Here is a 25642-nt window from a genome sequence, read left to right as displayed (position 1 = left end):
CAGGATGCGGACATCTTTCAAAGGGAATTGTTCTATGTTATTCTTTCACAGGAAAGGATATGATATGCCTACTCTTCCCGGTCACGCTTCCCGCCCCGAGGCCGGCGCGGTCATCACGAAGGCTACGATCCGCGCGGCCGAGCAGCTTCAGATCACGGCCCGAACCCTCGCGGCGATCATAGGCATCAGCGAGGCCACTGTCTCACGCATGAAGCGCGGTGCCTTTGGCCTGGAGCCTGGCACCAAGCCGTTTGAGCTCGCCATCCTGTTCGTTCGGCTTTTTCGGTCCCTCGATGCGATTGTCGGAGGCGACGATCAGATCGCGACCAGCTGGCTTTCCAATCCCAATACCGCTCTCGATGCGCGACCAATCGAGAAGCTTCAGACCGTGAGTGGACTTGTCGATGTCATCGCCTACCTGGACGCGCGTCGCGCTCTCGTCTGAGCTTCAGCCCTTCGAGGGTTCGTGCTGGCGCCTCGTTGAGGCCCAGCACCGCGTCTCTACTCTAAAGCTCACCGACACCCTCGCCGAGCAAGCTCTGCTCGAAGACCTGATGGAGGAGTCGAAGCCACCCGTTCCGGCGGAATGCCGTCACCTCGACTTCCTTCTCGCGACGCCCTTCCGGTACGGCGCGCTCTATCCCCACGGATCGCGCTTCCGGCGCGCCGGGCGGACCGCCGGCGTCTACTACGCAGGCGAGCAAGCGACGACGGCGATCGCTGAAATGGCGTTTTACCGGCTGCTATTCTTCTCCGAATCTCCCGAGACGGCCTGGCCGTCCAACGCCGCCGAGTACACGGCCTTTTCGGCTGCTGTCGCAACCCCGTCCGTCCTCGATCTTACTCAGGAGCCGCTTTCCAAGGACGCAGCCATTTGGACTGATCTGATCGTCTATGAGGGCTGTCAGGCGTTCGCGGATGCGGCCCGGAATGCCGATTCCGATGTGATCCGCTACCAGTCGGTTCGCGATCCTGCAAAAGGTAGTAATCTCGCGATACTGCTCTGTCGCGCGTTCGCAAAGCCAGCCCCTGTTGAACGACAAACCTGGCGCATGCGTCTCAGCGCGTCCGGCGTTCGCGCTCTCTGCGAATTCCCGCAGCAGGCGCTCGAATTTGGGCGGGACGCCTTCGCCGCGGACCCCCGCATTGCCAGGCTGAACTGGGATCGGGGTTAGGAAAGACTTCCCCTTCGGAGCGGAAGGGTCGATCGAGGACGATCAACTCCGAATCCTCGGAAGGAACAGGACGATGCCCCACGTCTGTGGCGACGACGGTTTCCAGGAAGCCATGGACTATCAGCTCAACGCCGGCTTCGCCTCGATCATGGATCGCAGCTTGCACTCATCTGATCGCAAATCTCACCCATTCGTCAGGACCATGCCGCTCAATCTTACCAGGAACCAAATCGGCTCCTGTTGATGTAATCGGAGTAACGGCGTAAAAAGACGAGGCACAGAGACACTCCAATGGCTTCGCAAATCGCATCCTTCGACTACTACGAGCTCCAGCGAGCCAAGCAGCTTGCCCGGGCCGAGGATGACGCGCGCCTCGCCTCGGACCCCATGGCGCGCGCTGAGCTGGAACGCCGTAATGGCATGTTCTCAGCATTTGATCCGTCACAAATGCGGATCGGGCGGCGGCGAGTACCCTTCCGCAAATCTTGACGTCCGACGCACCAGCCCTCGGGCCTACGGAAGTTACCCTATCGGATCGTACCTGACCGCCGACGAACCTGTGGCCATGGTTCTACCGCCATCGAGCCCCGTACCTCCGTACCCAAGTCTATTCACCAGCCAAGACATCGACTATTTCGGCGAAATTGGCGTCGCGCAGATATGCGACGCCGCGACGTGCGCGCGCGGAAGCCCGGCCAAGATCGAACCAGACTAAGATCGCGGCCCCGCCCGTTGGCGGGGAATTTCTTTTGTCCGATCCCACAATCCCAGTGGTCGATCGGGCATTGCAGGGGCGTCGAGAAAGTCGGTTAGGGCGAAGAGGGCAAAAAGGTCAGGAGTACAATCCCAGGCGGAGCGGATGAATCTGCAAGGGTAGAGAGGTGGTGAGGTCCGAGTCCCTCGCAGCGAGGTCGCGCGTCGAAAGCCGATTACGCCCCTCGAAAATCGGTTAGCGCGTGAGGCCGGGTCGAGATCCGATTAAGCCTCGGAGGCGCGCTCGCCATCACCGTCAGCATCGCGCAGCCCTGACCTTAGACCGATGTGCAGGCCCGACCTCGCCCGTTTCGCGCGGGGTTTTCTTATGGCCGATTGGCCAATCCCCATCCGCAGACCTTGCGCACGCGCAACCATGGGCTTGAGCGGCAAGCCGCCGGGCCGCCTGATTCATGGTCGCCCCGCAGTCGACCGATACGGTCGCCATCATCTGCCTCCCGGCACCTCGACTTTCCGATTCAACGAGGTCGCTGACGCGGCGCCAGGGCTACCGATCCACCCTGCCGCAAGAGCCTGACGGCTGCCCCTCACATGCATCGATCCGTTTGCCTGTCCGCTGCGATTCACCGCTGATTCAGCGCTACGGATTCATGCCCGACGACGAGGGGCTTTCGGGGCGACCCCCAAACTCCGCATTTTGGGCGTCGCCTTTCCGAGCTCTCTATCAGCGGTCAACGGTGCTCCCGATTCAGCGCTGATTCACGAGGGCGACCCCCAAACTCCGCGTTTCGGGGGTCGCCCTTTTCCAACCCATGATTCGCGCTTCAATTCGCACCTCTTTATATCCCTCGATTTGACCACGGCGACCCCCAAACTCCGAATTTCGGGGGTCGCCTTTTTCCGAGGTCCGCTGATAGGCTGAACTTCCGGAAGAAACAGCATAGGGCCCAATACCGTAAAGCTGGAGCGGGGCTCCAGTCTTTACTGCCTTCGGCTTTGGGCTCTGAGAGGCTAATCCTTCCCGAAGTGGGAAGGATGGAAAAACTTGATACAAGCCCGTTTTCCCGACCCAATCGAGCTTGCCTGCTGACCCGCGATTTTACCGGTCCGGAAAAAGTTTCCGGCCACGGGCAAATCGCGATCTAAGGCTCAGTTGAGTCGCGTTCCGGCCACTAGCCGGACGCCCTTTCCGCGGCGCCGAAAGGCTCCTAGGAAAAATCGTGCTGTCTCCGCGCGCCCCAAAGTTGGGACGCACAGGCCGCCAATGGCGGCCTGTGTGCGGAGATCAGAAAGCATCCCGATATGCCGCCGGTCAGGTGAGATTTCCGGGCTCACTGCGATGTTCGAGAATCTCCCTGGTCCAGCGCCAGAGCACCCGCACGCCGCCCTTCCAGGCGGTGCCACAGCGCGGCAAATCCTTGTCGTGGCGAGTTGCCTAATTGGCCGCGCATAATGCCTGTCGCGGCCCAAAAAAACGGCCCGGAAATTCCAGGCCTCTATCGTGTCACCACGTTTGATATTGCGTCAGTGCAAGGTGTCCCCACCCGCCTGCGCCTTGCGCTGGTCCGCCTTGATCTGCATCAGCTCGCGGAAGGCGGCTGCCATTTGATCATCGATCAACTTAGCGGTTTCCTGATCGAGATTCCGCTGGGCTTTCGACCCTCGACGATCTCATCGATCTGGTCGCAGTGCCTCTCATCGTGGGGTACGGTGCGCCGTCGAGATTGCGATAGCTGACCGAGGCGGCGATGAAGATCCGCGGGCGGTCGCCCTTAGTTAGTTCTTAATCATGAGCGCATGCGGAAGCGCGCAGAACCACGGCGGCTTTGGAAGCCGGTGGGCTTCGAGCTTTAATTGTGGTGCCGCAATCCCGGATTCGCTTTCACGCCTTTGTATGATTGATCTCGACGACATTGCCGCCAGGAAGCGTACTGCAGCCKATGAGCGCGCCGCGAAGTTGCGGGCGCGAAAGGACAATCGACGGGCACAGCGAGAAATCGAGGCCGATCACAAACGGGAGACCGAGGAAGGAGAGCGTGCGGCTGCTGGTGCCCTCCATCGGGTCAACTCTATTGAACGGCAGGCCCTGCGTCGCATGAAGGACGTGTCCCGAGGTGGTGTTGGACTTGGCGACATCGCCCGAGTTCTGGCCAGACCCGGTATTCGGACCGCGAGCGGTCTCCACGGCCAAAAGGCACATAGGCAGACCAGCAGACCGCAAGGCCAAAACGGGGCTGTCTCCTTCCATTTTTCGGTCACGACTTTCTCGAAGGGAGGTGAGTTGGTTGATGTGTTGAAGGGGCGAAAAAGCGTCGCGTCAGCTCTCAGTGGTGGGAGGAAACACCAGCGCTACATCGACCGCGAGGACGTCGTAGAGGTTATTCCGTCGAAAGAAGTGCTGGGATGCATCGACGAACCCTCCAAGCTAGAACAGGTCGCCCGCGATGGCGTGGAAATCTCTTCCTTCGGCAACATTGGCACGACCAGGGAGGAGCGTGATGCCTTCTGGGAAGCGGTCGATAATGCCGAAGACGCGCCCCGCAAGACCAAGGTGATCCTGGATCCCGAGAGGGGCCCTGCCGTCTGGGCCAATATCCGGGAGATGGCCCGGACTTCGTCCCCATTGTCTTCAACTCTCTCGGTGGCACTGGCCACAAACCAGGCGGTCTCGGAGAGCGTCACGGAAGCTGAAGGTCTCAAGCTCATCGAGATATTCCAGAAAGCAGGCTTCACCAGGATCTCGGCCGAGCAGAGCGTCGATGATCTACCAGACGCGCCAATCGCTTTCCTGGTAGGTCGCGGCGGCCGGGTCCAGACGCGCCTCGTGATCGAGTTTCCGCACGAATTGACCGCCTCCCAGCGACTGTCGCTAGCGAAGGCATTCTGCCGGCCCTACGAGGATCTCGCCCTCCCCTATTGGGCCGCCATCCACGCTCCGAACAAGCACAACGATAGCCGGAACTATCATGTGCACATCAATCTCTACGACCGGCCCGCCAAGAAGATCGAGCATCCCGAGAAGCCCGGCTCCGGCGAGTTGATCTGGGACTTCGCCTATTTGAAGCATTTTAAGACCGCGCGGCGGCAAAGCCGTTCCAACCGGCCATTCCTACAGCCGAAGCTCCTCGCAATTGGCCAGGAAAAGACATGGATCCGGACGGAGCGCGCGCGATTCGCCAAACTCGCGAATGAGCATTTGGCTGCCGCTGGTGCCGAGAAACGCCTAGACCCACGTACGTATGTGGAGATGGGCGTGGCCGAGAAGGCACGAGATCGCGTTGATCCGGCCTCCTATGCGCGCGAGCGGAAAGGCTTGGAAACGGCACAGGGCATGAAGCTAGCCAACCAGCAATGGGCGACCAATCTGCAATCCGTTGCAGCGATAGCAAAAGCGGATGCTTCCTATGAAGCCTATCGCCGAGCCTGGCTCGAAAGGGCCTTGGGACCACAGCATGGTCGTCAAACGGCCGAGGCGCTCATTGCAAGTAAATCCGCTAAGGAAATCGTCCGTCTCTCGGCGCGCAAGGCCGAGCTCGTCAATGAGCGCAATGCCATCTCGCATGTGTCGGCGAAACTTGAGTCGCGTTCACGCCTCAAGTCCAAGAAGGCACGGGACGACGCCGATGATGCCGCTATCGCCATCGCCGGCGAGATGAGGAAGACTGTCGAGGCTGTCGACAATCGCATCCGGCTTCTCCTCTCTGAAATTCAGAAGGCCGAGGGACTGGTCGTTAAGGCGAAGAAACTCGACGACGTCACAATTCGCGCGGAAAACTACGCGGCGTTGAACAAGGCGATGCGCGGGATGACCGAGCGTCTCATGGCAGAACCCGCCATCCTCGTTCCCGCGTTTAAGGCGAAGCAGGGGGCTGCGGTCGCCGGCGGCCAGTCGGCGTCGCAGGCCGGTCGAGCCGGCATGGGAAATCACTCCGTCGATCGTCTAAGCAGGGTCCGCAATACAGCGAAGGCACTCGCCGCCGAGCGTGCGGCAACCCAGCCCAATACTTCGCCAGATGCCATCAAGCCGCCTAAGCCTTTGGAAGCGCCAATGTCGGCCGCGATCGAACCGCGCCCGCTTGCAAAAGAGCCTCAGCCCGGAACGCCCGTGGCATCAAATCCGGCGAGGCCGAAGCCGCTCACCGATGATGAGCGGCGCAAGAAGGAGGCAGAGCGTATCGCGCAACTGCAGAAGAGACTGGCGATCGCCCGTCAACGCGGACGCGGAGGTCCGGAGCGCTAGCGATGACTACCTTAGCAGCGATCCAACATTTTCAGCATCTCTCATCGCCGGGCGATAGCCTGATGTTTTCGAGGCTGCCCGTCCCGATATCAGAGCCCGATCCCCTTCCCTATTCGGGGCTTTGAGCAGCCCAACGCGATCGACGCGGGTTCAAAGTTTCAGATCTCAGCGCGATCCTGCTCAGAAGTGTTTGGGAGTAAACAGTTTCTTCTATAATTTGAGAGCAGCCAGCAGCTACATGAGCTTTCTGCTGACATGTCCTTTGGTCGGCATGCCGTGTTGTCATTTTCCAGATTTTTGACGTGGCACATCACGAGCTTGGGTGAGCAGTTGCATCAATTCTGCGTTCTGCTTCCGAAGCAGTTCTAGCTCAGACTCTAGCTGACTTATCTTTGACTGGTCCGGCTGCCCTATCGGCAGATTTTCCAGTCCTATCCACCTCACCAAAAAGTCGACAATCGGATGATAGCCATGAAGCGTTACCTTCGCTTCGGTTCGATTAGTTCGGCTGTTGCCGCGCTTAAATTTTGGCGCGTGACCTTGTGCGGCGCACCAACCATCGAAAATCTCCTGCCAGTTATCGCGGTTTGTCAAACTTCCGAACACGTCCACCACCAGAAGATATTTGACGCGGTCGCTATCGATTAACACCCACTGAATTTCGAGCCTGAGTTTGGAAAAGCCGCGCGCTGGCGAAGGAAAGCGTTCCATCAGAACTCGCACCACCTAAGCGCTCATGAAAGTTCAACGGTCATAACCCCAATGTGCGTTATAGCGCAACGCGGCATACCGCGTCGCGCTAAACGGCTCTCCGCAGATAAATGCGGAAATGGATATTAGACAGGTGATCGCCGCGAATGCGCGAGCCGCTAGGCTGACCAAGGGGCTCACCCAAGCTCAAGTTGCGCAGCGTCTGGGCGTCGACAGGGCACATGTGAGCGCACTTGAAATGGGCCAGCGAAACCCGACTGCGACTAGCCTCTGGCAAATCTCTCAGGCGCTAGAAGTGGCGGTCCGCGACCTTGTTGATGACGGCCATCCATTCGGCAGTCCACGTACTGTGGACAAACGGTGACGGGCTATCGATGCCGCCAAAAATTGCAAAGCAGTTCCGCGACGCAGTCTTCTACGTCCTTTGGCGGACGGTCCAAAAAGATGACTCAATCGCCCTTCCCTCAGTTCCAGTGCTCGAGCCCAGCAAGATCTTCTGCCCAAAGAGGCTTCGCGCCAAATTTTGCTTGGTCCTGCGTGCAGGTTCCAAAATCATGGATCACGCGTAAGGGAGCTAGCTCAGAGATTACTCTGAGCTTCGGCGAAGCAAGCTCTCGGTCGAGGTTAACGGATAAAAAGGGGGCGAGGCGATGCGACCGACCGCCTGCACCAGTGCCGCCTCACCCTGCTACTAAACACCACGCCACGCCTACGCTCATGGGCCGATGCTGATGGCGCTCCTGACCGTCAGTTGAATCCGGCCCGCGCGCCACTTGATCACGTCGATCGAGCCATGCCCCTTCTGGGACCAAGCCAGAGACGTAACCATCGGTGGTGTCTCGACTTGTAAGCCCCATGTGAGCGCGGGCCCTCTGCTCGCTACGTACGCGTCAGTGCCGACTTTTCTGGGGCGTCTCGTTTCGTCGGCAGCCAAAAGGGCTGGAGCCCTCAAATCGCGAACGATGTCCTCGAAGTTCCGTTGGAGGTTTTCGGCATCGACGTCCGCGGCAGGGTTACGGTCCAGAGCGGTAGCGTTCAACCTAGGTCGTAGGTTGACGAGGGACATAGCCCCGACCTCGCTTTCGTTCGAGCCAGCTATCCAGTGCTTCCCTGGCTGATGCGTGGTCGCAATGTAGATCGACGCGACTGCGCCCTCGCCTCCCAATCCTGCCCCACTGGCGAACGAGGCTCAGCTCGCCCCAGAGGGTCGGCTCTATTGAGAGCACATAGAACCGATGCATGTCCCGGGTTCGATCAATTCTATCTAAGACAATAAGGTTGAGCATGACCCGCGCCGCTGATTGACAGGCACCGTAGAATCGTCGGCTCTTCGGTTCACGGTCCAATGCATTTTAAGAATCGATCAACGGCAAACGATTCCTGATCGGAATGTGTGACAAATTGGGACCTCGAACCTTTTCAAAAATGCGTGGCTCTGAACCGATGCTGCGGTTCGATTGACAGCTGTACGGAACGTCAAATTCGTCCGCCTTATCAATATGTTCTGGCACGATAGTTCTAATGCTTTGACCGGGCCTCCTGGAAAATTTTGAGTTTACTTCTCGTTAACTCAAAATCGGTTGCCGCCTCGCGCGAATCGGGCATAATTCACGCTTGCAATTCCCGTTGCTCCGGAAAAGCGTCACTGCTCCGGAAAAGCGTTATTCCGATAGGCGGCCACTGGATGAACTTCGCGAACATCAGCGATGATACAGGCAAGCTTTTTCACGAGATCATTCTCCAGCAGGGAGAATTGATCTCGGAGAAGCTCAATCTGCTGCGTATCCAACATTACCCACCCAACGCGAAGAAGGGCTTGCGGTCGTTCACACTCAGTGAAGTCGCCTATTTCCTCGGAGTTACGCCGTCGAACGTCAAAAAGCTTCATCTGGAAGGCAAGGGGCCAACGCCTACCACGACTTCCTCGGGGCGACGCACCTACACGGCCGAGCAGATGCTTGAGCTTCGGCAGTATCTGGACCGTCACGGACGGTCGGGTGTGAAGAAGTATGTGCCGCACCGGCGGCCTGGCGAGCCACTTCAGGTGATCTCGGTCGTCAACTTCAAAGGTGGCAGCGGCAAGACGACAACGGCTGCACATCTCGCGCAGTACCTCGCCCTCACCGGCCATCGGGTTCTTGCAATCGATCTGGATCCGCAGGCATCCTTGTCGGCGCTCCATGGAATTCAGCCGGAGCTCGACAAGAATCCTTCGCTGTATGACTGTCTGAAATACACGGCCGATCGGGTGCCGATCACAGATGTCATCTGGCCCACCAATTTCCCTGGACTCGACATCGTGCCCGCGAACCTGGAACTCCAGGAGTACGAGTACGATACGCCGATGGCGGCGCAGCGCTCGATTGAGGGAAAGCAATTCTTCTTGCGGCTAAGCGCCGTGCTGAAGGATGTCGATGATCGATATGACGTTGTCGTTGTCGATTGCCCGCCCCAACTTGGCTACCTCACGCTCACGGCGCTCACCGCCTCGACCTCTGTCATCATCACGATCCACCCCCAGATGTTGGACGTGATGTCGATGAGCCAGTTCCTCTTGATGCTCGGTGGGATCCTTGGCTCCATCGTGGGGCATGGTGCCGACGTCAGGCTCAAATGGTTTCGCTATCTCGTGACCAGGTACGAGCCGACTGATGGGCCTCAGGCTCAGATGGTTGGGTTCATGCAGGCTATGTTCCCGAAGTTCATGCTGTCGAACCCAATGCTGAAGTCGACGGCCATCGCCGACGCCGGGATCACGAATCAGTCGCTGTATGAACTCGATCGGTCCCAGTTTACCCGTCAAACCTACGACCGTGCGATCGATTCGCTAAACGCCGTGAACGAGGAGATCCGTTCCCTGATGCATGACGCGTGGGGGCGGAAATGACTGCCGAATTGACAGCTGTACGGAAACCCAAATCGCTTCGGCAGTTCAACATGTTACGCGGAGCTACGGGCAAAAATGGCGCGTAAAGGTTTGCTAATGAGGGCGATTGAGGCACCGACCGAAGGCGTCGCAGCACCTCTGTCTCCAATCCAAGAAGCGCGGGCGCTATACGCGAACCGCGGGGCGTCTCGCGCCATGAAGCAGTCAATCGAGGAGATGGCGGATCAGGTGAAGCTCATCGCCGACGGAGAAGTCGTCGTTGAGCTGGACCCCGACCTCGTCGATAGCTCATTTGTCGCCGACCGCGTCGATGACGATGAGGAGGCGTTCGCGCTCCTAAAGGATGGAATTGCGAGGGAGGGGCAGTTACAGCCCATCCTCGTCCGACCGCACCCTGAGATTGCCGGCCGGCACATGATTGTTTTTGGCCACCGTCGCCACCGTGTCGCGCGGGAGCTAGGCAAGCGCGTCCGAGCTGTCATCCGTTCGTTGGACGATGCCGCGCACATCGTCGCTCAGGGCCAAGAGAACGCCCGGCGGGCCAACCTATCGTTCATCGAGAAGGCGCGGTTCGCGGACAGTCTGCGCAAGCTTGGGCAGGACCGGGCGATCATTATGGCTGCCGTCAGTGTCGACGACACGGTTGTTGCGAGGATGTTCACGCTCGTCGAGGTGATTCCGCAGGAAGTCCTTGAGGCGCTCGGCGCCGCCCGAGGGGTAGGTCGTCCGCGTTGGGAAGACTTAAAGCAGCTGATCGCTCACCCGGCGAAACGCGAAACCGCAATTGCAATCGTCCAGTCGGCAGACTTCGATCAGACGCCGGCTTCGGACCGGTTCAACTTCCTGGTGGACCGGCTCAAGAAGGCGCACAGGCGCCCACAGAAGGCGAGGGCGGCGGAAGGTCAATGGACACCCACTGACAATCGTGTCGCTGCGAACTTCAAGAACACGGGGCGGACATTCAGCCTCTCGCTCAAGTCCAAGGATGCAGGCGAGTTCGGCAATTTCATTTCGAGCAACCTGGAGAAGCTTTATCGCGACTTCAGGACGACGAAAGATCGTAACAACGGAGATTGACCGCAAAAGAAAACGCCCCCGAAACGGCTGTTCCGAGAGCGCTCTCTGTCTTAAGCAAACCGAGAATCGCACTTCCTCGAATCACCGTCAAGAGTCTCGAGAGAGATTTGCGCCATTCGGCGAGCGGATTTCTTTTGCCTGAATAGGGCAAAGGACATGGAACCACGACTCTCGACGACGCCCTTTGGGCGGCGACCGCTGACACTTGCCCTTGTGGCAAGCCAAGCGGGGGCAAAGACACGCCCGCCGGAAAAGGCGGTTCATAAATGGGAGACTTTTCGGGCTATCTGCACCGCAAAGGAGAAGCTCGGCATCTCGGAGCGCGCTTTGGCGGTTCTGGATGCTCTGCTAACTTTCCACCCGGAGACGGTCCTCACGGGGGAGGGGCTTATCGTGTTCCCGTCTAACCAGCAGCTCTGCCTTCGGGCTCACGGCATGGCGCCGGCGACGCTGCGACGGCATTTGGGCGCGCTCGTTGATGTCGGCTTTATCATCCGGCGCGACAGCCCGAATGGTAAGCGTTACGCGCGGAAGGACCGCGCCGGCGGCATCGAGCTCGCGTTTGGTTTTGATCTGGCGCCACTCGTCACCAGGGCCGAGGAATTTGAGCGACTGGCTGATGAAGTTCGCGCAGAAGAACGCGCTCTGAAGCTCGTTCGGGAGCGCGTCACTATTTGCCGGCGGGACATCTGCAAGATGATCGCGACCGGAATGGAGGAGGGCGTTTCGACCCGCCGCAACGGAGCCGGCCCGGCCGATTGGACGGAGCTTCACGAGCTCTACCGGGGCGTCGTGGGGCGGATTCCGCGCTCCGCCACCCGCGAGGTTCTTGAGCCGATTGCCACGGAGCTGAGCCTCTTGGCCGATGAGATCCTCAACTTGCTGGAAGATCACGTAAAATCACAAAAACTTAGCACCAATGAGTCTCAAACTGAGCGTCACATACAGAATTCAAATCCAGACTCCCTTATTGATCTTGAACCACGCTCTCCAGAGAGCTCGGGGGCGAGGACTGAGAGTTCTCCTGAACCGCTGCGGATGCCAGATCGGACGTTCCCGCTAGGAATGGTTCTCGACGCTTGCCCCGACATCATCGATTACAGTAAGGGCGGGGTGGCTAACTGGCGCGACTTTCAGGCGGCTGCCGCGCTCGTTAGGCCGATGCTCGGAATTAGCCCCAGTGCCTGGCTTCATGCTCAGAGCGTGATGGGCGAGCTCGACGCCGCAATCGTCATCGCTAGCATCCTGCAGAAGGGCGAAACCGTGTCCAGCGCGGGCGGCTATCTGCGAGCCCTCACACAGCGGGCCGAAAACGGCGAATTCTCGATCGGGCCGATGCTCATGGCGCTCATTGGCACCAGAAAGCGGGACAAGCAACGGGCATGACGACGTCGACACGGCGCCCGGGGGGCGATCTGGCTTACTCGTTCATGGACACGGCAAGCTGCTTGATGGTGCAGCCGTTCGCCCTTCGGGTTGATCGCCCGGATCGAAGACGGCCTGCCGTTTGGTTCGCTCGAGCGCGTGGCGCGACTGATCGCGCCCAGCGACGCCCAGTTCAAATACAGGCTCATCCCCAAGGCCCCCTACACCGCGGACCGCCTCTCGTCGGACGAGGGGGCACGGCTGGCGCGGGTTGCGCGCACCTGGAGCCTTGCACTCGACGTCTGGCAGGATGAAGACGAGGCGCGGGAGTTTCTCTTCAGGCCACATCCGATGTTGGAGGATCGACGCCCGATCGAGGTCGTTATTCATAGCGAGATAGGCTCTGAACATGCTCGACGTGCTCGGCATGCCTGAAATACGGCACGGCTGCGTGACTCCGCAGATTCTGGACCGTACCGTGCCGGGTTCTCAGATTGGAAATCCGACAGGAGCCTACCCGATTTTCGATGCGACTGGATCCACGATAGCGCCTAGGCGCTGGAATACGGCGGGCAGCCCGCTGATTTACCCCAGCGAGCATTTCTCGACGGCCCTCCTTGAGAAACTGGTGCACGGCAGTGGGCGCCTGCAGCCCAATCAGCACTTCATCCAGCTCACATTCCCGAAGGGGCTATCCTACGAGGTCTTCTCGCCGCCGGCGTTGCCTGGCTGGGATGAAATGCCCGCGACAGTGAGCAAGGCCTTTGGAGAGCGCTGGTACGGAGAGAGGCGCAGCGCCATTCTCATCGTTCCGATCGTCGTTGCCCGCCTACCGAAATATCCTCGTCAATCCGGCGCATCCTGACTCCCGAGCGATCGAAGCGAGTTTGCTTCAGCCCGTTTTCTGGGACCGCTGGTTGTTCGCCGCGTAAAGGCGGCGGCGCGAAAAAAAGATGCCCTCTCAAGAGGGGGCGTCAGTCACGTCCGAATACGACTTGCGCCGAGGATTCCTGGACAAACCATCGAGGCGCCGTGCATTGTGACGAGTGGATTCGGTTTGAGCCTGTCCGCTTGCGAGAGCCGCCATCGCTAGCTATATGACCACAGTAGTCATGGGAGCGGGGAATGAAAGAAATTCAGATTAAGGACGCTAAGGCCACGCTCTCGGCTGTCGTCGATCAAGCTGTCCGCGGCTACCCTGCGGTCATCACCCGACACGGCAGGAAGGAAGCGGTCGTGCTGTCGTTCGAGGAATATCAGAAGCTCGCGCAGATCCCGAGCTTCGGCCGGCTGCTCGCAGCGTTCCCAGGCGACGACGGCGATATTCCAGCGCGCAGCGGCAAGTTGAGCCGCTCCGTCGATATCTGATGTTTCTGGTCGATACGAACGTCATCTCAGCGTTGGCGCCATCGAAACGAGGGCGCGTCGGGGCGCTCATAGAATGGCTAGACGTGGCGAGCCCGCGGCTTTTTCTGTCGGTCATTTCGGCGGCTGAGGTGAAATCCGGGATCGCCAAGGCCGAACGGGAAGGCGCTACGAAGAAGGCGCGAGGGCTGACGCAATGGTGGGAGAGCATAGAGCATCTCTATGCGGAGAAGCTGCTGCCTTTCGATCTGCGGTGTGCCCATATTGCCGGGGAGATCCTTGATGCTTCGCGTGCCCATCAGCCGGGATTTGAGGATATCGCGATCGCCGCCACAGCCCGCCTTCATGAGCTGACCGTGCTAACCCGCAATCTCAGGCATTTTGAACCGCTCGGCGTGAGAGCGATCGACCCATTCGCTGCACTGCCGGAACTGTAGCGGGAGTAGGTCCACGCTACAATTCAGAGATTCGAGGGTGGAAGCAGTATGCGCCGCCGCCAGCCGGCGCGCCTCGGAGGAATGGGGCCACCCTAGGCAAGGCGAGTGCCTCGCCCTCCAACCGAAGGTGCTCAAATGTGGCTTATGCCGCTAAGCATCACGGAGACGATTAGAAAGACCCGGACAGGCTGGCCAGCCGCTGTCCGGGTCCAATTTCTAACCTAAGTCGCTAAAGGGCGGCGGGTGCGCCAACATCCGCCGTCCACTACGGCAAAATAGCGCTTCCCGGGACGATCTGCAAGGTTGCGCAACACCGGGCTTACTTCCGCGCGCGAGCCAGGAAAACCCGACCTCCTCAGAGGCTCGCCTATGGGCCTTCGGCGGGAATTCCAGGGCGATAGTCCCGCCGCAACTTGGTTACCTGACGATGAGCGCGCTGAACGCCGCTACGGCGATGCTCATAATTCTTTCTCATGACCACCGATTTCATGAAGGTGATCGAGGACGCCGGGGGAAAGATCGAGCTCGATTTTTTGCGATACGTGGTCACACGGCACGACCCCCATGACGTGCCTGAGGCGCAAATTGTTGCTTGGCTGAGATATCATTTTCGGCGAGCACGTTTTGCGTCCAATTGCGTGGAAATCGACTGCGATCGCTAATGCAGGCCTGACGAAGCAATCGCTACGAGATCGCGGCTCCGTGGGGAGAGCGGCGTATGATCGTGCCATTGATTCCGTCGATGGTGTGAACGACGAGATTGCTGAACTCAAGGGAGCCTGGGGCCGATGAGCAAGCGCTCTCAAGTCATCAGTTCGCTATTCATGGCGCCGCCAGCGTTGTCAGCTGACAACAAACCTACCGAAACGCCGCATCGGGTTTCCGCCGGTTCGGTGCGCTCATTGCAGAACACGTTCTCTGATGTCGAGAGAGAACGCCGAACTGCGTCAGCGTCTGGACGCTGGAGAAGTCATTGTGGATGTCGATCCAGCCGACATCACCCCGTCTGATATCGCCTCGGATGCAGAGTTGGTGTTGGACCGATCCGATCCAGCGCAGAATATGGCTCGGTTCTACGTGCTGGCGATTGAGCCAACGCTGTTTGGCGATGTCGCGCTCGTGCGCGAATGGGGGCGCCGGGGCTGTTCCGGTCGGCGGCGATTGGATCTCTACGGGGATCAAGAGACCGCAGCCGAGGCGCTGCAGGACTGACTCCTCAGGAAGACCCGACGTGGCTACGGCGTTGTAGCGGCTTCGGTGACGAATAAGAGCATAGCCGGAAGCCCCCCATTGCCGGGACAGCCAGCTTTTTAGAATGGCATGGTGGGCCGGGCCGGACTCGCAACGGAACCGGCGCTGTTATGAGCAGCGAGCTCTAACCATTGAGCTACCGGCCCGGGCGGCGTGTAGCATTCTGCGCGATCGGCAAACACGAATGGCTGGGCGTTCGCCTCACGAGTTGATCGTGCGGGGCGGGGAGGGGAAGGGACTGGCCGCGTGGCGCCCAGACCACAAGAGAGGAGAGTCTGCTGGCTAACGGACGATCGCGGTTGCACGAGGTCGGGATGAGACCGAAGCTGGGTGGAGAGGAGGAGAGGTTATGTATATGCCGGACAGCTCTGAAGCCTCTATGGCTCGGATCAATGGCATCCTCATTCGGAGTGCCATCGTCGTGGCGATTGCCGCGGTTATGGTGCTTCCGCTGTTCCGCTAGGTTTCGCAGGTTGTAAGCGCGCGAATTCGGCTGGAGGCGAAAAAATCGACCTCGTAGGAAGCCCGCTGAGTGCCCTTCACGTGTGGGTCGGCTAGGGTTATGAGGAAAAACGCTCAAAAGCTGCCAGCAGCCATTTATGGGGCTTATCGGCGTGCTTACTTACAGCAAGTGATCCCGAGGTCACCAAAGCAGACAGAGTGAGATATCAATATCGCTTCGTTTGAGGACACCGCTAGGGCAGCGGAGACAACGTGAAGCTCCCGTCTTTCCCAATTTCGAGAACGTGATTGATGATAACGTCCGACGGCTCGCCCTGCGATGCCAAGTGAGCAATCCCGTCAACCAACAGGCTGAACGACTGTTCGCGACTGACGCTTGGAAGGATGATCAGCCCAGGATGCAATTCCTGGCGCGCGACCAGCTTGCGGAAGTCGACAGCATTCTCGGTCACGATCGCTCGGTCTTCATCCAGGCATCGCGCCAGCACGACATGGTCCGGTTCGCCGAGCCGTCCCATGTCGCGCGGGTGGGTCGTATCGTGCTGTCCCTCCTCGTTGAGACGTCGAGCCAGCTGCGGTGACAAGCATTCATTGATGAACAGCTTCACGCGGCTTTCGCCCAAGGGCGGCCGCCAGGTCTTCCAATGATGGGGTGTGTCCGGGCATAGAGCACCGCAGTTTCAACCGCCTCTCGTGTTAGATGAGGGTTGTCCTCGAGGACATCGTCGACACTGTCGCCACCATCAATGCGCCCCAGCACGGAATACACCGTCATCCGAGTGCCTCGCAGCACCGGCGTGCCACCCATGATGTCGGGATCGACGTGAACGAAATCCTCCCGCGCTTTTCCATAGCGTTCAGCGCGCTCAGCGAGGTCAGATCCGACGAGTGCGGACACATCCACAGTGACTGCAGGTGCGATCTCCAACGGCTCGGCCGTCATGCGCGCAGTCGGACGCTTGCCGAGCGCCCGTGCCAGATCGCGCTTTGTTTCGAGCGAGAGCGTGACGGGCAATCGGGCGACAATGGCCGCATACGGTACAGCGTGAAGGGGCAGCATCCGACGTCGGCCAGGTGCCACCGCACGGATGCCCGCCAGCACCTTTTCCTCAATCGCCTTGTCCACGGCGCGAACCGGAACATTGGCTAACTCGGCCACTTCGAGGGCAGAAAACTCGTTGGGCATGATAATTACTCCCTTGCAGGGGAATATATATGCAGTTGGCCGCCCCAACAAGTTGGAACGCGCTTCGCCTGGGTGGCGGTTGAGGCACGTTGATGCCCGCTGCCGACCTATTCCGGACCTCGTCACAAACCCGCAGCCTTGGTGAGATTGACCCGGAAGCGATCGCGCCGTCGCTGATAGCGTCGGGTCATCTCGGCTGAGGCGTGACCGAGCTGCTTCTGGACATGGCGTTCGTCGACCTCGGCCGAGGAGGCGAGTCCGGCCCGCAATGAATGGCCTGCGAATTTCTGCTGCCGTTCTCCCTCGGGGAGATCGCCACGCACCCCGGCGGCGAGCGCGGTGCGCTTGACCAAGCGGGCGACCTCTCGATCGTTGAGGCGCTCGAGACCGACGGATTGGCCCTGGCCGGTCACGCGCCGAAATACGGGACCGTGGGCGATCCTGGCAAGCTTCAGCCAGGTCTGCAGCGCCACGATCGGGCAGGTGGCGTCGGCAGAGCCCCGGCCGATCTCGACCTCGCGCCAACCGGTCTTACCGCGCAAATTAACGATCATGCCCTTGTCGAGGATCTCGACCCAGCCGCGGCCGTCCTCTGTCTGGTCGCGACTGACATCCAATCCAACAATTTCGGAGCGTCGGAGACCGCCGGCGAAGCCGAGCAGGAGCATAGCCCGATCGCGCAGCCCTCGCAGCGAGCCACGATCGAGCGTTTCAAGCATGGCGATCAAATGCTCGGGCAGCACCGCCTCCTTCTGGCGAGGCGGGGCAGCGTGGGTGTTGCGGATGCCAGCGAGCACGGTCGCAATATGACGGTCCTTGCGATCGAGCGCTGTGCCGCGCTGCGCATAGGACCAGGTCAGGGCCGACAGCCGCCGCTCGATCGTCGTCACCGTATTCGGCTTGCGATTGGCCGTGGCCGCGCCCGAGGCGCAGGCCGTGATGTAGAGCCCGACGGTCTGCGGGTTTGGTGGTAGGGGCGCCAGGGCCTGGCGCCGGCACCAGCCGGTGAAATGCGTCCAGTCGGAGGAGTAGGCGCGTCGTGTGTTGTCCGAGCTCGCCGCCTTGACGTAGCCGCGGGCCCGTTCGGCCAGCTGCTCGAGATGCGCCGGTACGCCGGCGTCCGCGCCTGCGAGCGGGGAGGGGAGGGCGTCGCGCTCCTCGCCTGGCGTCCGCGGCGCGGAATGATCGACACCTGCTGACGGGTGCTCCGGTGGGGCGGAGTCGTTCGAAGCGTGATTTTCGGTGTTCCTGACGTCGTTTTCGGCCATTCCTTATATAAAGAGAAAAACGTCCGATAATGCAACCTTATCGGTCATTCTTTCGCGTCGACAGGACGTGCGGTTTTGTTTGAGAGGCATAGCCTAAAGCGCACATGCGTGACATGATCCTCGGACGATGGCCGCTCTCGATTCGACCGCCAGTGTCGCTTTCACGCCCCCGGTTGTCCCCGGCTGGGCCGTGCCGCGTGGGCTCGTGACAACCGACGCCGAAGCGGCGTTTCTGGCTGGCGCCGCGTTGAATTCGCTCAACAATCTGGTGCTTGCCGACCCGCCTTGGGTTGGAGCCTGGCGTCAGCGCCTTGCCCTGAAAAGCGCTGCCGTGGCCGTCGCGCTCGTCGGACGGACCGAGACCGAAGCGCAGTTGCGCGACGCCTGGCATCTTCGCCAACCGGGAGCCGAACTCGGACCCGCCGGCAACATCTTCGCGGCGTGGCGTTGGCTGGCTTCGCGTTCCCCCGCGCTCGATGAGACGATGTTGCGTTCGACGATCGAACTGCTCGGCTTGCGCTGGAGCAATGATCTCGGCCGGTTGCCGGAGGATCTCGATGAGGTGACGCGCTCCGGCCGACCTGCGCCATTGATCGCGGCCCAGATTTTGATCGAGGTTCAGTGCCTGCGTCCCGACGCTGGGCTGCTCGGCTGGTGGCTCGCCGATCTAGCCTTGGCCCAGAGAATGCGCTGGTCGATGGCCGTGCCTTTGCTGGTGATGCAAGCGGGCGGCGCCGCCTTTCGCAACCCGGGAGATCGCAGCCGGATTCGTCCGGGAGGGGAGGGGTTCGAGCGTGCGATCTGCGTGGCGCTCGCGCTGGCCGCGGCCGAGGCCTGCCGGATCGCTGGCGACATCGCACCGCAAGCCGCGCGTCTCACCGCCGTCACGCCGAAGCTGCGCGCTAAGGGGGCAGGGGAAGTGATCCGGCGCTTGCTCGACGAGGATGCCGTGTCCGGCACGCTGCAGACGAAAAATCTGACGCGCTGGGGCGCGCGCCGATTGTTCGAGCGGCTGATCGTCCTGCAGGCCGTGCGCGAGCTCAGCGGTCGCGCGAGTTTCCGGCTCTACGGGCTTTGACGCGATGGCCAGGCGCACCCAAGCGGAGGAACTGTTTGACACCGAGCTCACTGACCTGCCGCCGGACATGCGCTGGCGTGAGTGGATGGGACGGGTCGAGGCCGTGATTTTCGCCTCACCCAAGCCGGTCGATCGCGAAACCCTGGCGCGGGTCGTCGGTCGCGACTGCAGCCTCGATTTGTTGATCGCCGACATCCGCGACGAATTGCGTGGTCGTCCTTACGAGCTGGTTTCGGTCGCGGGCGGCTGGCAGCATCGCACGAAGAAGAGCTTCGCCGTCGCGATCCGCACCGCGACCGGGCTCGGCGGAACCGACAGCAAGGCCCTGTCCCAGTCCGAGAGCCTCGTGCTGCTCTGTATCGGCTATTTTCAGCCGATCACCCGCGCCGAGCTCGGCAAGGTCTTCGGCAAGGAGATCAGCCGCGATACCATCGGCCATCTCCGCAAGCTCGGCTTCATCGCAGCCGGCCCCCGCAGCCCGCAACCAGGCGCGCCTTATACCTATGTCACGACGCCTAAGTTTCTGTCGGTGTTTGGCCTCGCCAGTCTGCGCGATCTGCCCGACATCGAGAAGCTCGAGGACGCCGGCCTGCTGACTAAGGACAATCTCCTGGCCGTCGATGTTCCGATCGGAATCGACGACAACGAGGATGAAGAGGTTTCCCAGGATGTCGTCGACGAGCCGAATGTGTCGGACGGACTGGAGCCGTGAACGGCAAGCGCCGTTCCAAGGTTGCGCCCGGCGTTAACACCTCACTCGGCGCGCAAATTGTCCGCCGAGGTTTTACCAGACCGCTTGTCCTGCACAAGTTCGTAGGAAATCTTCTGACCTTCCCGAAGCTCGCGCAGACCGGCCCGCTCGACCGCGCTGATATGGACAAAGGCATCCTGGCCGCCGTCATCCGGCTGGATGAAACCAAAGCCCTTGGTCGCATTGAACCACTTCACCGTTCCTGTCGCCATGATCCACCTTTCGCTTATTGGGCGGGCGAACATGGCATGGCGAGTAAATTCGGCAAGCCCAAGATGCGGGTTCGATGTGCTTGCTGCACGCCCCGGCGCGGCGGCGCAGGCGGTAATTCCACCTCAGCCGACGTTTGACGAATTCGGCTCGTCCGGCGGCAAGCTGTCAGGACGTGGCGCCATGCCAGCGGCCGCCCGGAGTGCATTATTGATGAGGTCCTGCCAGCCTGGCCCGGCGTTTTGGAAGTGTTCGAGCACGTCGCGATCGATCCTTAGTGACACCAGTTCCTTGGCTCCGGGGATCGCCGGCCGCTTGTCGATCGGCGCTGCTGCCTTGGGAGCCGCGGGCTTGAACAACGCCTCGGCCTCGTCGCGGGCGCTGGTGGGTCTGCGGGTCCTGGCGCGGCTCATGATGCCTCTGCAAATGATCGCTGTGGCGGCCGATGACGAGCGCCACTTTTCGGTTAGGTTGTCGCCTTGGCCTTCGCGCGCTGCACCGGTTTTGCCGCAGCCAGCTCCGCCACCGCGGCCGTAGGTTTGCGGCCAAGCCCGAGTGCCTTCGCCATGGCCGAGCGCGCTTCGGCGTAATTTGGCGCTACCATCGGATAGTCGGCGGGCAGGCCCCACTTCGCCCGGTATTGCGCGGGCGTCATGTCGTACTTGTGCTCAGATGCCGCTTCATCGATTTGAACGCCCTGCCATCTTCAAGGCAGATGATCGCGTCGGGGGTCACGGACTTTCTGATCGGCACTGCCGGAACCCGCGGCTCGGCGGCCGGCGCAGGCGGTGCAATGCCCAAGCCTGCCAGCACGCCATGGGTGTTGGCGATGAGGTCGGCTAGGTCGGCCCGAGTGACGTTGTTATGGGCGATGTAGGCCGCAACGACCATCGCGGCCAGATCGACCAGCCGTGTGCTCTCGTTTGTCATTCGAATTCCAGATCCTCTGAGGTTCACGTCCGCCGGGGGCAAACGTCCCCAGTCACCCAAAAAGGGGCTGATGATTCTCGCTCGGGCGGCAACGTTGACAATGTAAGAGCGACACCTCGGAGCTTCGATATACCGCCGCAGGACCACGCTGCAAATCACCCTCAACTGCCGATGGCTATCAAAGCTGGCACACGCCGATATCTGGACATTGGCAGATACCCATCTGTGGCTCGGGGCTCGGTGACCGCCCCGCTCCATGAAGACTGGCCGTCCACCCAGAGGACGCGAAAGTGGCCCTTAGCCGCCGTTCGGAAAGTCCGCTTTCCGGCAATCCTGTCCTCGCGACGCCACTATGGGTGAAGCTGGCCCTCTCCCGACATACGGAAGGTCTGCTTCCCGGCAAGGCATCGAACGCGCATTCGTAGGCGGGTTCATCCGGGGATCTCCAGCGCAGGTGCTGGAGCTTCGCAGTCCCAGCAGTCCAGCGCCGCCCCCGGATGAACAACCTTCATAGCTTCGACAGCTAGCTACCGGAGCCCACGCAACTTGCGACATTCTGCGGCGTGCAGACGTCGAGGCCAGTATAGGTGGGATCCTTCGGCGCGGGCTTGCCGTCCTTCATGTCCTTGAGGAACAGCATGGTCCTGTAACCCATCTCGAATGGGCGCTGACCAACTTGCCCCTTGGACAGGCCGGCCTTCAGAAGATCCATCTGGACGGGCAGCGTATCGGCGACGACGAGTGCAAGAGAGCCGTCGTCGATGCGGGCCTTATACTTCTCTGCGACCTTGCGATACGCTTGCGGGATGAACTGCGGGAAGCCGCCGGTCGGCACGAAAGCATCGAGCTTTGGGTTCTTGCCGAGCGTATCTTCCATCTGCTGCACCGAGAGCGGAAAATCGTCATTGGTGTAGAGCGGGCAACCTGCGACCTCGGTCCAGCCATTCTGGCCCGAGAGCCTCGTGCCGGGAGCGGAACCAGATTTCGCACCTGACAGCGTATCGCGGATTCCTTGCATGCGCTCGTTATGGTTTGCAGCAGCCGCGCCACCGGACTGGATGCAGATCGTCCCGCCCTTCGGCTTGATCTGCTGGACGAGCTTCGCGAGGTTGACGCCGATGTCATAGTTATACGTGCCGACATAGGCGGTGCGCAGAGCCTTGTCCTTCGCGAGCAGGTCTGAATCCCAGGTCAGGACCGGAATTCCCGCTTTCTTTGCGCCCTCGAGCGCCTTGCCCATCGCGGCTGCATTCGACGGAGAGACGGCGATGCCATCGACCTTCTTGGTAATGAGATCGTTGACGACCTGGACCTGTTCATCGCCGCCGCCATGCTCGCCGGGGCCGATATAGAGACATTCGATCGCGCCATTGGATTCCTTCTCGGCCTTCTTGCAGCCGTCCCGGGCCTGGTCGAAGAAGGGGTTGTTCATGTTCTTGGGAACCAGAGCGAAGACGTATTTCCTGCCCTGAGCCTGAACTTCTCCTCCAACAGCGAGCAGTGCGAGCGCGGCGACACCTAAAGTCAGCGTTTTCATGAGGGTCTCCTCCTGGTGGTTATGGTTGTCCGGCATTCATCATGCCGAACGCCTGCCGCGGATCCGCTGCAGCAGAACCGCCAACACGATGAACAGGCCGACGAAGGCGCCTTGCCAGTTGGCGTCGACGCCGGCCATGAGAAGAGAATTGCGGATCACCTCGATGAGCGCGGCGCCGATCACAGCGCCGTAGGCCCCGCCTTGCCCGCCCATCAGGTCCGCGCCGCCGATCACGGTCGAAGCGATCACGCGCAATTCGTAACCCTGTCCGAGCGCATTGATGGCGGAGCCCTGCCAGCCGACGATGAGGACGGCGCTCAGCGCGGCTGTCAGGCCCGAGACGATATAGGCCTGCAGCTTGATCCGCCGGACCGGCACGCCCGTCAGGCGGGCTGCGTTCTCATTGCTGCCGATGGCGTAGAGATAATTGCCCCAGCTCGTGAAGTTGAGAATGATGCTGAAGGTGACGGCCAGCACGAGCAGCACCCAGACCGGGTTGGCAATGCTGAAGATGGAGCCGCCGCCGATCGCATTGAAAGCGTCTCCCGAGGGACCGAATTCGTAGATCATCTTGTTCTGAGACAGGACGATGGCGAGCGAGCGGGCTCCGGACAGCATCCCGAGCGTGACGACGAAGGCCGGGAGGCCGACATAGGAGATCAGGACGCCATTCACGACCCCGACGACCACTCCGGTGAGAAGACCGGCGAGGATTGCGAGCGCCCAATGCCCCTCGGCCTGGAGAACGAGGCCGCAGACGACGCCGGCGAGCCCCATGATCGACCCGACCGACAAATCGATGCCGCCCGTGAGGATGACGGCGGTCATGCCGATCGCCATGATGCCGATGAAGGCGAAATTTCGCGTGATGTTGAAGAAGTTGTCGGCCGAGGCAAACGCCTCCGGTTGATACCAGGTCATGGCTAGGGTCATGACGATGAGGGCGATCGTCACCCAGAAGGGCTGGCTGGAGAGCAGCCTCTGCCCAAAACTCCGCTCCCTGAGGCCAGTGACGTCCTCGATCGCGACACTGCCTTGAAGCGGGCGGGTAACGGCGCTCGACATGGGCGGCTCCTTGCGCAGCATCAGGCGGTCTGGATGGCCCCGGTGATCAATCCCGTGACCTCCTCAGGCGAACTCGACGCAATAGGCTTGTCGGCGACCTTGCGGCCTCGTCTCATGACGACCACCCGGTCGCAAACGGCGAACACGTCCGGCATGCGGTGACTGATGAGGACGACTGCGATTCCGCGATCCTTGAGCCGGTGGATCATATCCAGCACCTCGGCGACCTGACGAACGCTGATGGCCGCGGTTGGCTCGTCCATGAGCACCATCTTCGCGTTGGCAAGGCGTGTCCGTGCAATTGCCACAGCTTGGCGCTGGCCGCCGGACATCAGTCTCACGAGATCGCGGGGGCGGGTCTCAGACTTCAGCTCTTTGAACAGCTCGGCGGCGCGGGCGTACATCCCCTTGTAGTCGAGGACCGCAAGCGGACCGATGCGGCGTTTCAGTTCCCTTCCAAGGAATACGTTCGCGGCCGCGCTCAGGTTGTCGCACAGGGCGAGGTCCTGATAGACAACCTCAATCCCCTCAGTCCGGGCATCAACTGGCCTGCGAAAGTGCTTGACCATGCCATCGAGGCGAAGCTCTCCCTCGGACGGAAGATAATTACCGGCGACAACCTTCACTAACGTCGATTTTCCCGCACCATTATCACCCATGAGGCCGACAACTTCACCTGCGTCAATTGCTAGATCGACGGCCTTTAGTGCCTCGATCGCGCCGAAGTGCTTTGAAATTCCCCGAAGTTCCAGCAGAGGCATAGGTCTATTCCTTATGCTTCGGGCGATCTATATTTGTTTAAACCATAATTCAGATAATTTTTATAAGTCATATTCAATTATATTAGCTTATGTGATAAATGATTTAAACAATTATTCAAAATATCTGATGTTAATTTTTATAGCCGTGCATTTACATAACCGATCGCCAGCCGCCGCGTCGTCGAAATAGCTGAGCTATTCGCCACATCACATTTGCAGTCCATTCTCTTCAGACCGCGCCGAGCATTCGGAGCGCAGTCATCGGCGCGAACCTCGATGACTCCATAGCTAATGCCTAGAACGCGGGCGTCTGCTGTGCCTCAGGCTCTTTCGCAAATCGTCCTCGCAGAATGCTTCCAGCGAAATCCTACGCTCAACAGACGATTTCGTCATTCAGGTAAAGGCGTTCGTCTGCCTTCTCCCGCCCGTCTGGCGGGGCGGGACCGGCATTCAGAGAGCCTCCACCCTCCTTGCAGCCGGCATGACGTGGCCAGCCGCTTTCCCAATTGTCGGGCACGCGCGACCTCTGCGCATCCTCGTCCTGTTGTTCGTCGCTGGCAGTTTTGACGGGGATCACCGAGATCTGTTGATCGTCGCGGTCCCCCGGCTACCTGCGCTGCCATTCAGCCCGGAGTCGCACAGGCAATGGCTCAACGTCCGGTCATGGCGCTCTGTGTCTTGTCGCTTTCGGCAATGCTACTGCTGTGGAAGTCCCGCCTTGTGGCTAGTCAGGCAGCGGGCGTTAGCGGCTGCGTGTTCGGCTGCGCAACGCCAGACATGCGGCGTCACGAAGTTCAGAACCGCTGACGCCTCCTCGCGCCGCCACCTTGAGACCCGAGCGCAGCATCAGCAACATCCTGCCGGCGGCGTCGGCGTCGAGCCTCTCGTCGAGTTCGCCGTCTTCCATACCAGCGCGAACGCGAGCCGCGAATGCCTTGACCAAGGTCATGCTGGCAGCTTCGTTGAGAGCATTGATTTCAGGGTCTGCGCGGCTGAACTCGACGATCGACCCAACGCCCAAGCAGCCGCTTTCGACGTCATCGCTGGAACCCAGTCCGACGAGAAAGGCGGTTTCGATACCTTTGGCCGGCGACCCTTTCGCCAGGGCCTCGTGCATCTGCGCTGCTTCATCGCCGAGAAGGTTCTGGAGAACCGGGAGGGCGGCTCGACGC

At 60.5% G+C, this 25642-nt stretch carries 23 protein-coding genes, 1 tRNA gene and 5 pseudogenes; 16 read left to right on the top strand and 13 right to left on the bottom strand.

Going from position 1 to position 25642, the window contains the following annotated elements; translation table 11 throughout:
* The first annotated feature begins 64 nt into the window (after nucleotides 1–64).
* The 4 genes from AC1DDA_RS25745 (at nucleotide 65) to AC1DDA_RS25730 (ending at nucleotide 6129) form a co-directional block, all read left to right on the top strand.
* Nucleotides 65–445, top strand: coding sequence for an MbcA/ParS/Xre antitoxin family protein (locus AC1DDA_RS25745; protein ID WP_441514458.1), 381 nt, complete (start codon nucleotides 65–67; stop codon nucleotides 443–445).
* Nucleotides 405–1175, top strand: coding sequence for an RES family NAD+ phosphorylase (locus AC1DDA_RS25740; protein ID WP_476797889.1), 771 nt, complete (start codon nucleotides 405–407; stop codon nucleotides 1173–1175). Before AC1DDA_RS25745 ends, AC1DDA_RS25740 begins: the two co-directional genes overlap by 41 nt.
* Nucleotides 1176–1466: 291 nt before the next feature.
* Nucleotides 1467–1664 carry a hypothetical protein gene (locus tag AC1DDA_RS25735; protein WP_476797888.1) on the top strand — a complete coding sequence of 66 codons (198 nt, stop codon included), beginning with the start codon at nucleotides 1467–1469 and terminating at the stop codon, nucleotides 1662–1664.
* A 2119-nt stretch (nucleotides 1665–3783) separates the two neighbouring features.
* Nucleotides 3784–6129 carry a MobA/MobL family protein gene (locus AC1DDA_RS25730; RefSeq protein WP_476797887.1) on the top strand — a complete coding sequence of 782 codons (2346 nt, stop codon included), beginning with the start codon at nucleotides 3784–3786 and terminating at the stop codon, nucleotides 6127–6129.
* A gap of 282 nt (nucleotides 6130–6411) precedes the next feature.
* Here the strand turns inward: AC1DDA_RS25730 and AC1DDA_RS25725 are convergent, their stop codons facing one another.
* The gene (locus AC1DDA_RS25725) at nucleotides 6412–6840 is read right to left on the bottom strand and encodes a hypothetical protein (RefSeq protein WP_476797886.1); all 429 of its coding nucleotides are present in this window, start codon (nucleotides 6838–6840) and stop codon (nucleotides 6412–6414) included.
* A 118-nt stretch (nucleotides 6841–6958) separates the two neighbouring features.
* Here AC1DDA_RS25725 and AC1DDA_RS25720 point away from each other — a divergent pair, with 118 nt between their 5' ends.
* Nucleotides 6959–7204, top strand: coding sequence for a helix-turn-helix domain-containing protein (locus AC1DDA_RS25720; protein ID WP_441514440.1), 246 nt, complete (start codon nucleotides 6959–6961; stop codon nucleotides 7202–7204).
* Nucleotides 7205–7880: 676 nt separating this feature from the next.
* Here the strand turns inward: AC1DDA_RS25720 and AC1DDA_RS25715 are convergent.
* Nucleotides 7881–8126, bottom strand: coding sequence for a WGR domain-containing protein (locus AC1DDA_RS25715; RefSeq protein WP_441514439.1), 246 nt, complete (start codon nucleotides 8124–8126; stop codon nucleotides 7881–7883).
* Between the two features lie 398 nt (nucleotides 8127–8524).
* Between AC1DDA_RS25715 and repA the strand changes: the two genes are divergently transcribed.
* From repA to AC1DDA_RS25670, 9 genes and pseudogenes are all read left to right on the top strand, one after another.
* Nucleotides 8525–9727 (top strand): plasmid partitioning protein RepA, encoded by a 1203-nt coding sequence (repA, locus tag AC1DDA_RS25710; RefSeq protein ID WP_441514438.1) that lies wholly within the window; start codon nucleotides 8525–8527, stop codon nucleotides 9725–9727.
* A gap of 75 nt (nucleotides 9728–9802) precedes the next feature.
* A complete protein-coding gene (gene repB / locus AC1DDA_RS25705; protein ID WP_441514437.1) occupies nucleotides 9803–10804 on the top strand; it encodes a plasmid partitioning protein RepB in 1002 nt (333 codons plus the stop codon).
* Between the two features lie 156 nt (nucleotides 10805–10960).
* Nucleotides 10961–12190 carry a plasmid replication protein RepC gene (gene repC / locus AC1DDA_RS25700; RefSeq protein ID WP_476797885.1) on the top strand — a complete coding sequence of 410 codons (1230 nt, stop codon included), beginning with the start codon at nucleotides 10961–10963 and terminating at the stop codon, nucleotides 12188–12190.
* Nucleotides 12191–12262: 72 nt separating this feature from the next.
* Nucleotides 12263–12624, top strand: a pseudogene (locus tag AC1DDA_RS25695) (antitoxin Xre/MbcA/ParS toxin-binding domain-containing protein); the annotation flags it as partial.
* Nucleotides 12621–13101 (top strand): annotated as a pseudogene (locus AC1DDA_RS25690) (RES family NAD+ phosphorylase). The pseudogenes AC1DDA_RS25695 and AC1DDA_RS25690, both read left to right, overlap by 4 nt.
* 193 nt (nucleotides 13102–13294) lie before the next feature.
* A complete protein-coding gene (locus AC1DDA_RS25685) occupies nucleotides 13295–13537 on the top strand; it encodes a type II toxin-antitoxin system Phd/YefM family antitoxin (protein ID WP_441514434.1) in 243 nt (80 codons plus the stop codon).
* Nucleotides 13537–13971, top strand: a complete 435-nt coding sequence (locus AC1DDA_RS25680; RefSeq protein WP_476797884.1) for a PIN domain-containing protein — start codon at nucleotides 13537–13539, stop codon at nucleotides 13969–13971. The genes AC1DDA_RS25685 and AC1DDA_RS25680 overlap by 1 nt, the downstream gene beginning before the upstream one ends.
* Before the next feature lie 403 nt (nucleotides 13972–14374).
* Nucleotides 14375–14763, top strand: a pseudogene (locus AC1DDA_RS25675) (plasmid partitioning protein RepA); the annotation flags it as partial.
* Between the two features lie 129 nt (nucleotides 14764–14892).
* A complete protein-coding gene (locus tag AC1DDA_RS25670) occupies nucleotides 14893–15183 on the top strand; it encodes a WGR domain-containing protein (protein ID WP_476797883.1) in 291 nt (96 codons plus the stop codon).
* 109 nt (nucleotides 15184–15292) lie between these two features.
* Here the strand turns inward: AC1DDA_RS25670 and AC1DDA_RS25665 are convergent.
* From AC1DDA_RS25665 to AC1DDA_RS25650, 4 genes are all read right to left on the bottom strand, one after another.
* Nucleotides 15293–15368, bottom strand: a tRNA-Ile gene (locus AC1DDA_RS25665).
* A gap of 549 nt (nucleotides 15369–15917) precedes the next feature.
* Nucleotides 15918–16292 (bottom strand): DUF5615 family PIN-like protein, encoded by a 375-nt coding sequence (locus AC1DDA_RS25660; RefSeq protein ID WP_476797882.1) that lies wholly within the window; start codon nucleotides 16290–16292, stop codon nucleotides 15918–15920.
* Entirely contained in the window at nucleotides 16289–16870 is a 582-nt protein-coding gene (locus AC1DDA_RS25655; RefSeq protein ID WP_476797881.1) for a DUF433 domain-containing protein, read from the bottom strand. The genes AC1DDA_RS25660 and AC1DDA_RS25655 overlap by 4 nt, the downstream gene beginning before the upstream one ends.
* Before the next feature lie 122 nt (nucleotides 16871–16992).
* Nucleotides 16993–18138, bottom strand: coding sequence for a site-specific integrase (locus AC1DDA_RS25650; RefSeq protein WP_476797880.1), 1146 nt, complete (start codon nucleotides 18136–18138; stop codon nucleotides 16993–16995).
* A gap of 190 nt (nucleotides 18139–18328) precedes the next feature.
* Between AC1DDA_RS25650 and AC1DDA_RS25645 the strand changes: the two genes are divergently transcribed.
* Complete coding sequence (locus AC1DDA_RS25645; protein WP_476797908.1) at nucleotides 18329–19216, top strand: DUF1403 family protein; 888 nt, start codon at nucleotides 18329–18331, stop codon at nucleotides 19214–19216.
* A 4-nt stretch (nucleotides 19217–19220) separates the two neighbouring features.
* Nucleotides 19221–19928, top strand: a complete 708-nt coding sequence (gene scpB, locus AC1DDA_RS25640; protein WP_441514427.1) for an SMC-Scp complex subunit ScpB — start codon at nucleotides 19221–19223, stop codon at nucleotides 19926–19928.
* 41 nt (nucleotides 19929–19969) lie between these two features.
* Here the strand turns inward: scpB and AC1DDA_RS25635 are convergent, their stop codons facing one another.
* From AC1DDA_RS25635 to AC1DDA_RS25605, 7 genes and pseudogenes are all read right to left on the bottom strand, one after another.
* Nucleotides 19970–20179, bottom strand: a complete 210-nt coding sequence (locus AC1DDA_RS25635) for a cold-shock protein (RefSeq protein ID WP_441514426.1) — start codon at nucleotides 20177–20179, stop codon at nucleotides 19970–19972.
* 123 nt (nucleotides 20180–20302) lie between these two features.
* A complete protein-coding gene (locus tag AC1DDA_RS25630) occupies nucleotides 20303–20590 on the bottom strand; it encodes a BrnA antitoxin family protein (RefSeq protein ID WP_441514425.1) in 288 nt (95 codons plus the stop codon).
* A gap of 53 nt (nucleotides 20591–20643) precedes the next feature.
* Nucleotides 20644–21107: pseudogene (locus tag AC1DDA_RS25625) on the bottom strand (Ros/MucR family transcriptional regulator).
* A gap of 523 nt (nucleotides 21108–21630) precedes the next feature.
* On the bottom strand, nucleotides 21631–22644 hold the full coding sequence (locus AC1DDA_RS25620; protein WP_441514423.1) for a sugar-binding protein: 1014 nt from the start codon (nucleotides 22642–22644) through the stop codon (nucleotides 21631–21633).
* 39 nt (nucleotides 22645–22683) lie between these two features.
* Nucleotides 22684–23709 (bottom strand): ABC transporter permease, encoded by a 1026-nt coding sequence (locus AC1DDA_RS25615; protein ID WP_441514422.1) that lies wholly within the window; start codon nucleotides 23707–23709, stop codon nucleotides 22684–22686.
* 20 nt (nucleotides 23710–23729) lie between these two features.
* Nucleotides 23730–24470: an ATP-binding cassette domain-containing protein gene (locus AC1DDA_RS25610; protein WP_441514421.1), complete on the bottom strand. Its 741-nt coding sequence runs from the start codon at nucleotides 24468–24470 to the stop codon at nucleotides 23730–23732.
* 742 nt (nucleotides 24471–25212) lie between these two features.
* Nucleotides 25213–25642: pseudogene (locus tag AC1DDA_RS25605) on the bottom strand (hypothetical protein); the annotation flags it as partial.

The sequence above is a fragment of the Allobosea sp. 10N428 genome (genome assembly GCF_056394545.1).
The sequence above is the reverse complement of the archived record's forward strand: the minus strand, read 5'-3'. Positions and strand labels throughout refer to the sequence as shown.